16 protein-coding genes and 2 pseudogenes are annotated in these 13,688 nt (G+C 51.5%); 5 read left to right on the plus strand and 13 right to left on the minus strand.

Annotated elements, in window-relative coordinates:
- The first annotated feature begins 273 nt into the window (after window positions 1–273).
- The gene (gene yjfY / locus FC814_RS01970; protein WP_000492914.1) at window positions 274–549 is read left to right on the plus strand and encodes a DUF1471 family protein YjfY; all 276 of its coding nucleotides are present in this window, start codon (window positions 274–276) and stop codon (window positions 547–549) included.
- 74 nt (window positions 550–623) lie between these two features.
- On the opposite strand, the gene FC814_RS01975 is transcribed toward yjfY, so the two are convergent.
- From FC814_RS01975 to ulaA, 7 genes and pseudogenes are all read right to left on the minus strand, one after another.
- On the minus strand, window positions 624–1,175 hold the full coding sequence (locus FC814_RS01975) for a DUF1440 domain-containing protein (RefSeq protein WP_000155760.1): 552 nt from the start codon (window positions 1,173–1,175) through the stop codon (window positions 624–626).
- Between the two features lie 96 nt (window positions 1,176–1,271).
- Entirely contained in the window at window positions 1,272–1,958 is a 687-nt protein-coding gene (gene ulaF, locus FC814_RS01980) for an L-ribulose-5-phosphate 4-epimerase UlaF (protein WP_001170794.1), read from the minus strand.
- The gene (gene ulaE / locus FC814_RS01985) at window positions 1,958–2,812 is read right to left on the minus strand and encodes an L-ribulose-5-phosphate 3-epimerase UlaE (RefSeq protein ID WP_000949498.1); all 855 of its coding nucleotides are present in this window, start codon (window positions 2,810–2,812) and stop codon (window positions 1,958–1,960) included. The genes ulaF and ulaE overlap by 1 nt, the downstream gene beginning before the upstream one ends.
- 9 nt (window positions 2,813–2,821) lie before the next feature.
- Window positions 2,822–3,472, minus strand: coding sequence for a 3-keto-L-gulonate-6-phosphate decarboxylase UlaD (ulaD, locus tag FC814_RS01990; protein ID WP_000056760.1), 651 nt, complete (start codon window positions 3,470–3,472; stop codon window positions 2,822–2,824).
- 13 nt (window positions 3,473–3,485) lie between these two features.
- Window positions 3,486–3,950 carry a PTS ascorbate transporter subunit IIA gene (ulaC, locus tag FC814_RS01995; RefSeq protein WP_000776514.1) on the minus strand — a complete coding sequence of 155 codons (465 nt, stop codon included), beginning with the start codon at window positions 3,948–3,950 and terminating at the stop codon, window positions 3,486–3,488.
- Window positions 3,951–3,959: 9 nt separating this feature from the next.
- Window positions 3,960–4,265 carry a PTS ascorbate transporter subunit IIB gene (ulaB, locus tag FC814_RS02000; RefSeq protein ID WP_000218362.1) on the minus strand — a complete coding sequence of 102 codons (306 nt, stop codon included), beginning with the start codon at window positions 4,263–4,265 and terminating at the stop codon, window positions 3,960–3,962.
- A gap of 15 nt (window positions 4,266–4,280) precedes the next feature.
- Window positions 4,281–5,679 (minus strand): annotated as a pseudogene (ulaA, locus tag FC814_RS02005) (PTS ascorbate transporter subunit IIC).
- 354 nt (window positions 5,680–6,033) lie between these two features.
- On the opposite strand from ulaA, the gene ulaG reads away from it, so the two are divergent.
- Both ulaG and ulaR read left to right on the plus strand, forming a co-directional pair.
- Window positions 6,034–7,098, plus strand: coding sequence for an L-ascorbate 6-phosphate lactonase (gene ulaG, locus FC814_RS02010; protein ID WP_001295191.1), 1,065 nt, complete (start codon window positions 6,034–6,036; stop codon window positions 7,096–7,098).
- Between the two features lie 107 nt (window positions 7,099–7,205).
- Window positions 7,206–7,961, plus strand: a complete 756-nt coding sequence (ulaR, locus tag FC814_RS02015; protein ID WP_000133636.1) for an HTH-type transcriptional regulator UlaR — start codon at window positions 7,206–7,208, stop codon at window positions 7,959–7,961.
- Here ulaR and yjfP read toward each other — a convergent pair.
- The gene (gene yjfP, locus FC814_RS02020) at window positions 7,958–8,707 is read right to left on the minus strand and encodes an esterase (protein WP_137325433.1); all 750 of its coding nucleotides are present in this window, start codon (window positions 8,705–8,707) and stop codon (window positions 7,958–7,960) included. The genes ulaR and yjfP overlap by 4 nt on opposite strands.
- 181 nt (window positions 8,708–8,888) lie before the next feature.
- On the opposite strand from yjfP, the gene bsmA reads away from it, so the two are divergent.
- Window positions 8,889–9,218 (plus strand): biofilm peroxide resistance protein BsmA, encoded by a 330-nt coding sequence (bsmA, locus tag FC814_RS02025; RefSeq protein WP_000254628.1) that lies wholly within the window; start codon window positions 8,889–8,891, stop codon window positions 9,216–9,218.
- Window positions 9,219–9,559: 341 nt separating this feature from the next.
- Window positions 9,560–9,835, plus strand: a complete 276-nt coding sequence (gene yjfN, locus FC814_RS02030) for a DUF1471 family protease activator YjfN (RefSeq protein WP_010348195.1) — start codon at window positions 9,560–9,562, stop codon at window positions 9,833–9,835.
- A 104-nt stretch (window positions 9,836–9,939) separates the two neighbouring features.
- Here yjfN and FC814_RS02035 read toward each other — a convergent pair whose 3' ends face one another.
- The 5 genes and pseudogenes from FC814_RS02035 to FC814_RS23420 form a co-directional block, all read right to left on the minus strand.
- The gene (locus FC814_RS02035; RefSeq protein ID WP_137325434.1) at window positions 9,940–11,565 is read right to left on the minus strand and encodes an isovaleryl-CoA dehydrogenase; all 1,626 of its coding nucleotides are present in this window, start codon (window positions 11,563–11,565) and stop codon (window positions 9,940–9,942) included.
- 83 nt (window positions 11,566–11,648) lie between these two features.
- Window positions 11,649–12,812: a glutathionylspermidine synthase family protein gene (locus FC814_RS02040; protein WP_137325435.1), complete on the minus strand. Its 1,164-nt coding sequence runs from the start codon at window positions 12,810–12,812 to the stop codon at window positions 11,649–11,651.
- Window positions 12,813–12,814: 2 nt separating this feature from the next.
- Entirely contained in the window at window positions 12,815–13,453 is a 639-nt protein-coding gene (locus FC814_RS02045; protein WP_137325436.1) for a DUF1190 domain-containing protein, read from the minus strand.
- A gap of 9 nt (window positions 13,454–13,462) precedes the next feature.
- A pseudogene (locus FC814_RS02050) lies at window positions 13,463–13,612 on the minus strand (DUF350 domain-containing protein); the annotation flags it as partial.
- 14 nt (window positions 13,613–13,626) lie between these two features.
- Window positions 13,627–13,688 (minus strand): IS1 family transposase (locus FC814_RS23420; RefSeq protein ID WP_071528444.1); only part of this gene is annotated, 62 nt, incomplete at its 5' end.

The following is a 13,688-nucleotide window of genomic DNA, read 5'->3' on the forward strand; positions in this document are numbered from 1 at the left end:
GGGAGGCAAGGAACGTGTTAAAGGTCGGCTGAAAAATGACGCGTTATAGTACTGGTATGCTCCGTTAAACTCAAGGCCAGCCGACAAATAAATCTCATCTTTCACCAAATCGTACTAACCCGCTGATTTGAAGTTCATCACATTCCATTACGGTATTTTTTTGAACAACTGCATCAGAAATGGTCACCATCAACTTCTTTATCATTGATTAAAATTAAATCAGAAGATCATCACAGAGGAGCGCGTACAAAGACAGCCGTCGAGGAGGTATCTATGTTCAGTCGTGTTTTAGCCCTTCTGGCTGTGCTTTTGCTAAGTGCAAATACATGGGCAGCTATTGAAATTAATAACCACCAGGCCAGAAATATGGACGATGTGCAAAGCTTAGGCGTGATTTATATCAATCATAATTTCGCCACTGAGAGTGAAGCACGTCAGGCATTAAATGAAGAGACCGATGCGCAGGGCGCAACGTACTACCACGTGATTCTGATGCGGGAACCGGGGAGTAACGGCAACATGCACGCCAGCGCGGATATTTATCGCTAGCACCAGGTATAACCAACGAAATATTGCCATAGTTTGCTTTGCCCCCTTCTCAGGGGGCTTTTTTACGCGGACATTCAACGAATAACGACTTCCGGGTCCGGCTCATGGGTAATGCGATTACGTAAGTCGCGGCGCATTATTTCTATTACCCAGAACCAGAAAATATGCCCAAGAATTTCAGAGGCATATTCGTCAAAAGGCAGTTGACTGAGCGGCGGCGTTAAATTCAGCGCCGGGCAAAAAATACCGTGAACTGCTACTGTCACAATAAGCCCTGCTAATACCCCCTGCCATAATTTCACTTTCGGGAAAATTTCCGCGACAACACAATAGCCTATCGCAAAAACCAGTGAGAAGATGATATGCGTTACCATTACCGGATTAATGATATGTTCCGAGAATGTATACACCGTTTGTGTTGGATCGATGCCTAAATAATCCCGTAAAAAGATATACGGCGGATTAAATTCATCACGACCACCGGAAAATGTGCGTGGCGGCAACGGAACTTCTGCTCCCCATTTAACAAATGCCGAAATAATTCCTGAAAGAACCCCCACCAGTAACGCCACGCCATACCGGCGACGTTGCGGATCAGTTCTGACAAACAATCCACTGATAGTCATAAAAACACCTGTTGTTTATACGATTTTTTAACTGAAGAGGCCCCGGAATCAGACCAATTACATCCCTCAGGAGGTAATAATTCCGGGGCGCACTGATTACTTCTGCCCGTAATAGGCGTTGGGCCCGTGCTTACGCATGAAGTGTTTGTTCATGAGATAACTGTCGATGTGATTCAGTTGTGGGTTAATGCCGCGCGCAATCCACGCCATTTTTGCCACTTCTTCCATCACCACCGCGTTATGCACCGCATCGTGAGCATCTTTTCCCCAGGCAAATGGCCCGTGCTGATACACCACAATTCCCGGCGTATGCAGCGGCTCGGCATCGCCCAGCGTTTCGATAATCACTTTGCCGGTGTTCAGTTCATACTCGCCCTGCACTTCTTCTTCGCTTAATCCACGCGTACACGGGATGTCGCCAAAGAAGTAATCGGCGTGCGTGGTGCCTAACGCAGGGATAGCCAGCCCCGCCTGCGCCCATGCGGTGGCATGAGTGGAGTGGGTATGCACGATGCCGCCAAGCGACGGGTAACGGCGGTAGAGTTCGAGATGCGTCGCGGTGTCTGAAGAGGGACGATACCGCCCGTCTACCACTTCACCGCTCATATCAACCACCACCATATCGTCTGCTTTCATGGTTTCGTAGGCGACGCCGCTGGGCTTGATCACCACCAGCCCGCGTTCGCGGTCAATGGCGCTGACGTTGCCCCAGGTAAAGGTCACCAGCCCGTAACGCGGCAGATCCATGTTGGCTTCAAACACCTGCTGTTTCAGCTTTTGCATTATGCCGCCTCCACCATGCCTGCTTTGGCCATGCGCGCTTTCACCCAATCACGCGCTTTTGCCACTTCCGCCGCCGGGTCCTCCGCCGTTTCGCTCCACATCTCAATCAGGTACGGCCCGCAATAGCCACTCTGTTTGAGCGTTTCGAAGCAACGTTCGAAATCCACAACGCCTTCGCCAAACGGTACGTTTTTGAAGACGCCCGGTTTGGTGTCTTTCACATGCACCGCGACGATATGCCCGATTCCAGCCTGCAATTCCATCTGCACGTCGTTGTCCCACGCCGACAGGTTGCCGATATCCGGGTAGAGCTGGAACCACGGGTTGTTGAGATAGTGCGCGTAGCCCAGCGCCTTGCTGATGGAGTTCATCAGTGGGTAATCCATGATCTCCATCGCCAGCGTCACCTGCGCGCGACTCGCCATCTCAACGCTCTCTTTCAGGCCGTCACGGAAACGACGACGCGTTTCGTTATTGGCTTCCTGGTAGTAAACGTCATAGCCCGCCAGTTGGATCACGCGAATGCCGACGTCCTGCGCGAACTGGATAGCTTTGCGCATAATTTCCAGCCCCTGCGCCCGCACCGCGTCATCTTCACTGCCCAACGGGAAACGACGGTGGGCAGAAAGGCACATAGACGGCACGCGCACGCCGGTTTCCACAATTGCATTCACCAGCGCCAGACGCTGTTCGCGGCTCCAGTCGAGGCGCGACAGGCGATCGTCCGTTTCATCCACCGACATCTCGACAAAATCGAAGCCTAACGTTTTTGCCAGTTGCAGCCGTTCCAGCCAGCACTCCCCGGCGGGGAGTGCTTTTTCATAGATGCCAAGCGGGATTTGTTTGGACAACATATCCGCTCCTTAGCCCCACAGTTCGGCGATGGAACGTTTGAACTGGCGCGCGGCTTCAACCGGAGACGCAGCGTCACGGATGCTGCGACCTGCGATAAACACATGAATCGGAATACCTTTGAACAGTGGCAGATCTTCCAGCGCCAGGCCACCGGTGACGGTCACTTTGAAGCCCATATCGGAAAGACGTTTGATCGCGGTAATGTCCGCTTCGCCCCACGCCACGCCTGCGGCCTGCGCGTCACGGCTGCGGTGATATACTACTTGCTGAATGCCTGCATCGCGCCACTGCTGCGCCTGTTCCCAGGTCCAGTAACCGGTCAGTTCGATCTGTACGTCACCGTTAAACTCTTTTGCCACGTCCAGCGCGCCTTTGGCGGTATTGATATCCGCACAGCAAATCACGGTCACCCAGTCAGCGTTGGCTTCAAAACACATACGAGAAAGAATTTTGCCCGCATCGGCAATTTTGGCGTCTGCCAGCACAATTTTATGCGGGTAGAGTGCTTTCAGATCGCGAACCGCACGCACGCCTTCGCCTACGCAAAGAATGGTGCCCACTTCGATAATGTCGACTTCTTCAGCAATCAGGCGAGTGGTTTCGTAGGCGCTATCCATAGTCTGGTTGTCCAGCGCGACTTGCAACATGGGTAATGACATCTTCAATTCCTTCTTAAGCAGCCGCGTTGGTGCGGTCAATTAAATCCAGTACTTCCTGCTCGGTACGGCAGGCACGTAAACGGTCGAAATTCTCTTCATCTTCAAACAGGTTGACGATTTGCATGATGCCCACTTCCTGGTGAGTGTTGGCATCGACCGCCGCCATCGTGATGAGGATATCTACCGGGTCGTTATCTTCGTGGTTGAACTCCAGTGGCTTTTTCAGCGTCACCAGTGCAAAGCCGGTTTTTTTGACGCCCTCTTCCGGGCGTCCGTGCGGCATTGCCAGGCCTGGCGCGAGCACAAAGTACGGGCCGTGCTGTTCAACCGCATCCAGAATCGCCTGGTAGTAACGCGGCTCGACAATGTCCGCCGCCACCAGCAGATCAACACCAATTTTTACCGCTTCCTGCCAGGTTTCAGCCTCAGCCTGTAGACGGATGGATTTATTTTCCGCCAGCGAATCACGTAATTTCATAGCGCGCCCTTACTTCACGTCCTGCGGGAAATGCTCTTTGATCACTTCCAGCAGTTTCGGGCCAAAGTCGGCAGGAGAGAGCATGTTGCGCACACCGACGACATATTTGTTGCCAGTCACGGTGATTTCACCCGCGATATGTGTGGATGCGATGATGATATCCGCACCGCTCAACTCGCTTTTGTATTCGCCAACCGCGCAGCTATTTACCGTGTGGTCGATGTTCGACTGGGTTAAAAACTGATCCACTTTCATCTTCATGATCATGGAACTGCCTTGTCCGTTGCCACACACAGCCAGAATACGTACGGTCATAATCAAAACTCCTTATTAAGCAGACTGTTCTGCCAGTTGTTTTTCTGCATCTTCTTCTGCGCGCAGTGCGCGGCCAGCGAAGAACATATAAGCCAGTGCAATGACGATGATGACGGCCATAAAGGCGATACCGATGGAGAAGAAGCCCTGCATCATTGGCGGCGCCAGAATCGACCAGTCCGCCATCCCCATCCAGGCGCTCATACCGGTGAGTTTCACCGCCCAGACACAGCCGAAGATTTCAATCATCCCCATCACCAGACAAATCTTCAGCGCCGCGCGCCAGCCACCGAAGTGGTTAGCGAACACGCCGATGGTGGCGTTGGAGAAGAACATTGGGATAAAGCCAGGAATAATCAGGATCGAAGAGCCACAGGCGACCAGGATGCCAACCGCAATCAACTGACCGATGGTGCCCCACATAAAGCCCCAGACCACGGCGTTCGGCGCGAAGCTATAGATAGCCGCACAGTCAATCGCCAGAACCGCACCAGGGATCAGTCGCTGGGAGATACCGTTAAATGCTTCAGAGAGTTCCGCCACAAACATGCGCACGCCCTGAGTGATGATGAAAATCGCTACCGCAAAGGAGAAACCGGTTTGCAGGATGTAGACCGTCCAGTGCACTTTGCCTGCCATCGCCTGTACGGTGTCGATACCGAAGGAGAGCAGAATGGCGCCAAAGAAGATGGTCATCACAATCGCCGTGGAGACGATGTTATCGTGGAAAATGTTCAACCAGCCCGGCAATTTGAGGTCTTCAACGCTCTCCTCTTTTTTGCCCAGGAACGGCGCGACTTTATAAGCAATCCATGATGCAAACTGCTGCTGGTGACCAATGGAGAAACCGCAGCCGTCCGTCACTTCCTGAGTCGGCTTGTACATCATGTTGGAGGTGATGCCCCAATAGAGCGAAACCAGAATCGCAGTGCAGATAATGGTCGTCCACATGGAGTAGCCGAAAATAAACAACGTAACGGCAATCAGCCCGGCCTGCTGGAACATAATGTGGCCGGTCAGCATGATGGTGCGAATGCCGGTAATACGACGCAGCAGCACGTAACAGATGTTCAACGCCAGAGCCAACAGCACCGCGTACCCCACCCAGCTATAGGCATCGCCCATACGCTCGATAGTGGCCATCATTGATGGCATAGGTATCTGAAATCGCACCGTTAATGCCATAAACTTCCGACATTTTCGCCACCACCGGTTTGAAGGTGCTGGTCAGGATGCCGGACCCTGCCTGCAACAACATGAAACCAATAATGGTTTTAATCGTACCTTTGATAATCACGCTGACACTTTTGCGCAGCAGGATATAGCCCAGACAGGTCACAATACCCAGCAGTAACGGGGCATTGGTCATGACCTGGTTAAAAAACACGGTAAAGATGTTGTAGAGGATCTCCATAACGATCTCCTGAAGAAGAGGTAGCCGGGTATTCCACACACCCGGAATGTTGTGCACTCACTCTAATTTTCAAAAGTAATCACAACAAGATTATTTATGATTAAATGTGACGCGGCACGCAAATAATTCCACAACGAAAGTATGTGATTCACATAAAGAAACAATTAATCATTTAAATTCATTCAGTTAATTTGATTACACATTCCATTAAATCTTTCCACAGCCAAAATTCACAACAACTCACCAGGCCGAAAGTCAAAAAATGGTCATTGCCTTCCTGAAAAAATAGTGTCAGGATTAATCAAAACCAATCAATTATTGATTCAAATTGAACCATCATGAAGGTAAATGGCGATGAGTAAAGTGAAAAGTATCACCCGTGAATCCTGGATCCTGAGTACTTTCCCGGAGTGGGGTAGCTGGCTGAATGAAGAAATTGAACAGGAGCAGGTCGCACCAGGCACATTCGCGATGTGGTGGCTCGGCTGTACCGGGATCTGGTTGAAATCAGAAGGTGGCACCAACGTTTGCGTCGATTTCTGGTGCGGTACTGGCAAACAAAGTCACGGCAACCCGCTGATGAAACAGGGTCACCAGATGCAGCGCATGGCGGGCGTGAAAAAACTGCAACCAAACCTGCGTACCACGCCGTTTGTTCTTGATCCGTTTGCGATTCGCCAGATCGACGCGGTGCTGGCGACTCACGATCACAACGATCATATCGACGTGAACGTGGCAGCCGCCGTGATGCAGAACTGCGCTGATGACGTACCGTTTATCGGGCCGAAAACCTGCGTGGATTTATGGATTGGCTGGGGCGTGCCGAAAGAACGTTGCATCGTGGTCAAACCGGGCGATGTAGTAAAAGTGAAAGACATTGAAATTCATGCGCTTGACGCTTTCGACCGTACTGCACTGATCACTCTGCCTGCGGATCAAAAAGCGGCTGGCGTACTGCCGGACGGCATGGACGATCGCGCGGTGAACTACCTGTTCAAAACGCCTGGCGGCTCCCTGTATCACAGTGGCGATTCCCACTACTCTAACTACTATGCGAAACATGGTAACGAGCATCAGATCGATGTGGCGTTAGGCTCGTACGGTGAGAACCCACGCGGTATTACCGACAAAATGACCAGTGCCGATATGCTGCGTATGGGTGAAGCCCTTAATGCGAAAGTGGTTATCCCGTTCCACCACGATATCTGGTCAAACTTCCAGGCCGATCCGCAAGAGATCCGCGTGCTGTGGGAGATGAAAAAAGATCGTCTGAAATATGGCTTCAAGCCGTTTATCTGGCAGGTTGGCGGCAAGTTCACATGGCCGCTGGATAAAGACAATTTCGAGTACCATTATCCGCGCGGTTTTGACGATTGCTTCACCATTGAACCGGATCTGCCGTTCAAATCGTTCCTGTAATCTGTCGCTTATACCGGATAGCGTAAAGATGTTCGCGCTATCCGGCGTAGTATTTTCTGGCTATTTCAAATATCATCTAAAAAAATCAAATTTTATCGGAATAGCTCATGACTGAAGCACAAAGACATCAAATTCTCCTGGAAATGCTCGCACAACTGGGCTTTGTGACTGTTGAGAAAGTCGTTGAGCGTCTGGGAATTTCCCCTGCTACCGCGCGACGCGATATCAATAAACTCGACGAAAGCGGCAAACTGAAAAAAGTGCGCAATGGCGCAGAAGCGATTACCCAACAGCGCCCGCGCTGGACGCCGATGAATCTGCATCAGGCGCAAAATCACGATGAAAAGGTACGTATCGCCAAAGCGGCCTCACAACTGGTCAACCCAGGCGAAAGCGTGGTCATTAACTGCGGTTCCACCGCGTTCCTGCTCGGACGGGAAATGTGTGGCAAGCCGGTGCAAATCATCACTAATTACCTACCTCTGGCGAATTACCTGATCGATCAGGAACATGAAAGCGTGATCATCATGGGCGGGCAATATAACAAAAGTCAGTCCATCACCTTAAGTCCACAGGGCAGCGAAAATAGTCTCTATGCCGGGCACTGGATGTTTACCAGTGGCAAAGGGCTGACCGCAGAAGGGTTATATAAAACCGATATGCTGACAGCAATGGCAGAGCAGAAGATGCTGAGCGTGGTAGGGAAACTGGTGGTGCTGGTCGATAGCAGTAAGATTGGCGAACGTGCGGGGATGCTCTTTAGCCGTGCCGATCAAATCGATATGCTGATCACCGGCAAAAATGCTAACCCGGAAATCCTGCAACAACTGGAAGCGCAAGGGGTCAGCATTCTGCGTGTTTAAAGATGCTGGCGGAAAAATGTCACGGCGGCATCTAACGCCTCAGGTGTAATACGGTGGCGCACGCCTGGCTGCCATGAACAGGTTAACTGTTTATCCCGTCCCGTTTCTCTTAATGCCTGCTGCAAACGTAGTGATTCGTCGGCAGGCACGACGTCGTCGTCAAGGCCATGCCACAGCAGGAGCGGCCTGTCCCCGAGTTGTTCCAGGTGGTTTGTTGCTTCCCACTCCAACAGTGGCGCGATAATGTTATTAAATTCATTCTGCTGTGCTGCGGTTTCGGGTATTAGCGGCGGAAACAGAGAACGGGCAAGCGATGAGAAATAGCCCGATCCCATCATGCTGGCGGTACATTTCACCGTGGGGTGGCGAGCGGCAATCCCCAGCGCCGTCATCGCGCCCATCGATGCGCCACCAACCGCCAGGCGTTCATCAAGCAGCCATTTTTCTTCGGCTATTGCCGCACGTAAGGTAGTGAATTCCTGCATACTTTGTAGCAAGATTTGCCAGAATTGATTTAACCGTCGCGGTGCGTCGCCACTAAAACGGCTACCGTGATCGGGCGCATCCGGCATAATCACCCGCAAACCAGCCTGTGCCAACGCGACGGCAAAATAGCTATACACCAGGCTGGATGAAGTAAAACCGTGATAAAAAATCACGCATGGTAACGGTGTTTCTTTTTGCCCTGTGGGATAAGCGTGAAGAACGGGAATATCTGCCAGCACGCGCGATTCTAATTCAATCATCTATTTCTCCTTTGGGTCTGGTATGACATGAACAAATCCTTAGCACAAGTTTCTGCTGGCAGTATTAGTTCATAATGTTGAGATGTGGATTACGCTTTCGCTAAGTTTTCATTCGAAAATCGCGTACCAGGTAACAATTCGGGAACATTCCCCCAAAGTTAAATTAATAAGGCACTACACTATGGTTAGCAGGAAACGTAATAGCGTTATTTCCCGGTTTGCCAGTTTATTATTGGTGTTGATGTTAAGCGCCTGTAGCGCACTGCAAGGTACGCCACAGCCAGCGCCGCCAGTAACGGATCATCCGCAAGAGATTCGCCGCGACCAAACCCAGGGGTTGCAGCGAATAGGCAGCGTAAGCACGATGGTTCGGGGCTCTCCGGATGACGCATTAGCAGAAATCAGAGCGAAAGCTGTCGCTGCAAAAGCTGATTATTACGTTGTCGTCATGGTGGATGAAACCATCGTGACAGGACAGTGGTATTCACAAGCCATTTTATACTCTAAATAATTCGAGTTGCAGGACAAAACGGCAGGGGCGTTTTGAACAACGCTTGCGTTGGCCCTGAAAGGGCGAGGCCTCAGGCCGAGTAACGCGACAAGCGAGTGAATCCCCAGGAGCTTACATAAGTAAGTGACTGGGGTGAGTGAACGCAGGCGCAGCACATGCAACTTGAAGTATGACGAGTATATACCGTAAATAAATCAGACAACTTACATAGCCAGCTTTACATTGCTTTGCGTCCCTATGCGTTTACCTGTGCACAATAAATTACCGGCTGGAAGCTCGGGCGTTTATTACCGCGATGGAATGCCCTGCATCATGTGGGGAAACGAAAAATGGAGCTGACGATGAAACAATTACTTGCCTCACCCTCGCTACAATTAGTGACTTATCCTGCGAGCGCCACGGCACAGTCTGCAGAATTCGCCAGTGCTGACTGCGTGACGGGCCTGAATGAAATAGGTCAGATCTCGGTTAACAATATTTCAGGGGATCCGCAGGACGTGGAACGTATCGTGGCGTTAAAGGCCGATGAACAGGGGGCATCATGGTATCGCATTATTACCATGTACGAAGACCAGCAGCCCGATAACTGGCGCGTACAGGCGATACTGTATGCATGAATGTCATCAACATCGAATAAACAATGCCGGATGCGGCGCCTGCGCCTTATCCGGCCTACAGATCCTAAGATAAGACGCGCCAGCGTCGTATCAGGCGTACTCGCTTACAAAAACACGCCTCCCGTCGCCCGCAGTAATAAATCATTCTGGATCTGCTCTGACACCCGCACGCCACCGCGCGTATCTAACATTATCTGACACCACGCCTGTGCCATTGGCGGTGAAGCATATTTCAACATTTGTGCGCCGCAACCCAGCAGGAATAGCTGATGAGTGATCTCTCGCCCAAGCTCTTCAGTAGGTTTGCGCAGTTGCTGCTGTAATCGACGAACCGCACGATCAAAATAACGATCTTGCCCTTTCACTTCCATAAACGCTTCCGACAGTAAGTCGTATACACCCGCCTGCTTATTGAGAACGCGCAGCACATCCAGACACATGATGTTGCCAGAACCTTCCCAAATACTGTTTACCGGCATCTCCCGATAAAGACGCGGCAGCTCGCTCTCCTCGCAATAGCCAATTCCGCCCAGCACTTCCATCGCTTCAGCCACAAACGGAATACCACTTTTGCAAATCACAAACTTCGCCGTTGGGGTGAATAAGCGCGCCCACAGGGCTTCTTTGGCATCGGCGCGTCGATCCCACGCCCGCGCCAGACGAAACAGCAATGCCGTTTGCCCTTCAAGCTGAAGCGCCATACGACTTAAGACATGACGCATCAGAGGCTGTTGGATCAATGGATTACCAAAAACATGGCGTTGATGTGCATGATAAATCGCCAGCGAGAATGCACGGCGCATCATGGCATGGCTACCCAGGGCGCAATCAAAACGCGTCATCCCGCCCATTTTCAGGATCAGGCGAATACCTTCTCCTTCCTGCCCCAACAACCAGCCAATGGCGTCCTGAAACTCCACTTCGCAACTGGCGTTAGAGCGATTACCCAGCTTATCTTTCAGCCGTTCGAGGCGAATCGCATTGCGTTGCCCGTCAGGCAAAAATCGCGGCACAAAAAAGCAGGACAGACCGCCCGTGGTCTGCGCCAGCACCAGATGTGCATCGCTTTGCGGCACCGAGAAAAACCATTTATGCCCCACCAGCCGATAAGAGCCATCTTCCAGACGCTCTGCCCGTGTGGTATTGCTCATAACATCAGAGCCGCCCTGCTTTTCCGTCATTCCCATGCCAATCAACAGGCCGCGTTTTTGCCCGCCTGGCAATAAGTGGGAATCGTAGCGATCGCTCAACAGTGGCGTGGTCCAGTCCTGAAACGGCGCGGGTAGCATCTGTAACAACAATGGCGTGGCGGCAAAGGTCATCGTTATCGGACATAACGACCCTGCCTCAACCTGTGCGTGCAACATAAAACGCGCCGCGCGCGCCACAAATGCGCCGGAGCGAGCGTCTTCTTCCCAGGCAAGATTGTGCACCCGGTTGGTACATAGCGCCTGCATCAGCAGGTGCCAGGCGGGGTGAAAACGCACATCGTCCAGACGGCGTCCTTGCGCATCGTAGCGCAATAATTCAGGCGGATTCACATTCGCCAGACGCCCCAGTTCAAGGGCTTCAGCCGTTCCTAACTGCTGACCAATACTGGCTAGAAAATCGCTATCCCAGCCAGCACCTTCACGCGTTACCGCTTCACAGAGCGCGCCATCAGACAGGTATAAGTTGCTGTTATTTAATGGTATAGGTTGATTAAAAACGGTGTGAGTTTGCCAGTGCACTGTGTCTCCCTCCATCAATGGCAGTCACCCTTAGTATGGTCACTGCCATGGATTCCTGACAGAAAGAGATTGCTAAAACATTCTTAACCCGCAATGTAATGCGGAACAAAACGCGAAGTGTCTTTAGTGATCAGCGTGTTATCTTCGCGAATACCCATTCCGCACGCTTCATCATCGACAATCCAGCTACCGATGAGTGTGTAGCTATCGCCAAATCGCGGCAGTGGTTGAAATGCCTGGTAGATCATCGGTTCATCGGCGTAATCACCATCAGCATGGTCAACGACATCATTCTGACCGTTGAAAATGGTGACGTTGCCGCCTTCGCGCGAGTAGATCGGTTTACGCACATAGCTTTCGCCAGCGGCAATCTGCGGTTTTTCGCCCTCAAACCAGGAGGCCAGAAGGTTAGGATGACCAGGGAAGAAGCGCCAAAGCAACGGCATTAACCCTTTATTGCTCAATATGCTTTTCCATAGCGGCTCCACCCATTGCTCACGGCGCTTGCGCAGCAGAGGACCGTTATCGTCACGCATCATCCACTCCAGCGGATACAGCTTAAATGCACGCTGGATGACGTTATCATCAAGATCGGTCAGCACGCCGCCGACGCCCAGGCCAAGATCTTCAATGTAGATAAACCGCGACTCCTGCCCTGCCTGCTGGGCGCAGTCCTGCAAGTACAGCACGGTACTCCTGTCTTCATCGGTGTCCTGACAGCAGCAAAAATAAAACGGCTCCCGACTGTAAAGTTCACTAAAGCGCGAGATGAGGCGTTCCTGAATGGCATTGTACTGATCGGCGTCACGTGGAATAACGCCGCTGCGCCGCGCATCCTCCAGCCACAGCCACTGGAAATAAGCCGATTCATACAACGAGGTTGGCGTATCGGCGTTGTACTCCAGCAGCTTCACCGGCGCATTACCACACCAGGCAAAATCCATCCGGCCATACAGCGAAGGATCGCGTGCGCGCCAGCTTTCAGCGATCACATCCCAGTACAACGGCGGGATCGCCAGTTGCGTCAGGATCTCTTCGTCTTTAACCGCGCGATCCACCACCTCAAGGCACATCTGATGCAGTTCCGCAGTCGGTTTTTCGATCTGCTCTTCAATCTGGCGCAGAGTAAAACGGTAAGCCCGACTCTCGTCCCAATAGATTTCATTGTCGATGATATGAAAGTCGAAACCGTTATCAGCGGCGATCTGGTCCAGATCCCGCCGCACAGGAACGTTGTGTCTCAGCATGATTAGCCTCCCCAATGCCCACGGGCGCTGGAAGAACGACCATAGCCGCCGCGCGAAACGGTCGACGCTTTTCTGGTGGTAAAGCCGCCCGAAGAATAAGACTCTTTTTTGCCAGAACCGGAGCGCCAGGAGTAATCACCAGAAGTGTTGCGCCAGACGGGGCGCGAAGCAAAAGAGGAACCGCCGCTGTTATACACAAACTGCTCGTCGCGATCTTTACGAATAACCCGGCTTAACAAAAATCCAGAAACAACCGGGATCCAACTCTGTTCAACGTTGTCGTAGTAACAATTTTCATACTTAGACTGACAATTCTGCTGAGTCATATTCTTCGGAACATCGGCATAAAACGCCGCTTTGGCGTTGTTCCAGCCATGCGCACAGATATCTGAATTATTACCGTCATCAATACAATCCTGCACTGTCGAGTAAAACGTTCCGTCGCCGTCGTTATCGACATCGCCGCTATCGGCACAACCTTTCAATACGAAAAAAGCGGCACCGCCCATTAGCGCCAACGTTAAGTATTTTTGTGCGTAGCGATTGCGACGCGGTTCAAAAGGATTATTCGGTCTACCAATGCGACTGATCGCTCCGTGACCAATTTTACTGTTATTTCTTGATTTGCGTTTTCTGGCCATGATCGTCCATTACCATGTCATACAAGCTGCGTTAAAAATACCGCCAGCCAGCGCGGCGGTTCCCATAAACATTCCTGCCGCAGTGTTGTGATTAATAATTTTATCGCTTAATGCCGGCATATAAAGTCTGACGCCAGCAAAAACGAGTAACTGAATTAGGTAATGACTCCAACTTATTGATAGTGTTTTATGTTCAGATAATGCCCGATGACTTTGTCATGCAGCTCCACCGATT

This window comes from Escherichia sp. MR, from assembly GCF_005280595.1.
GTDB lineage: Bacteria > Pseudomonadota > Gammaproteobacteria > Enterobacterales > Enterobacteriaceae > Escherichia > Escherichia ruysiae.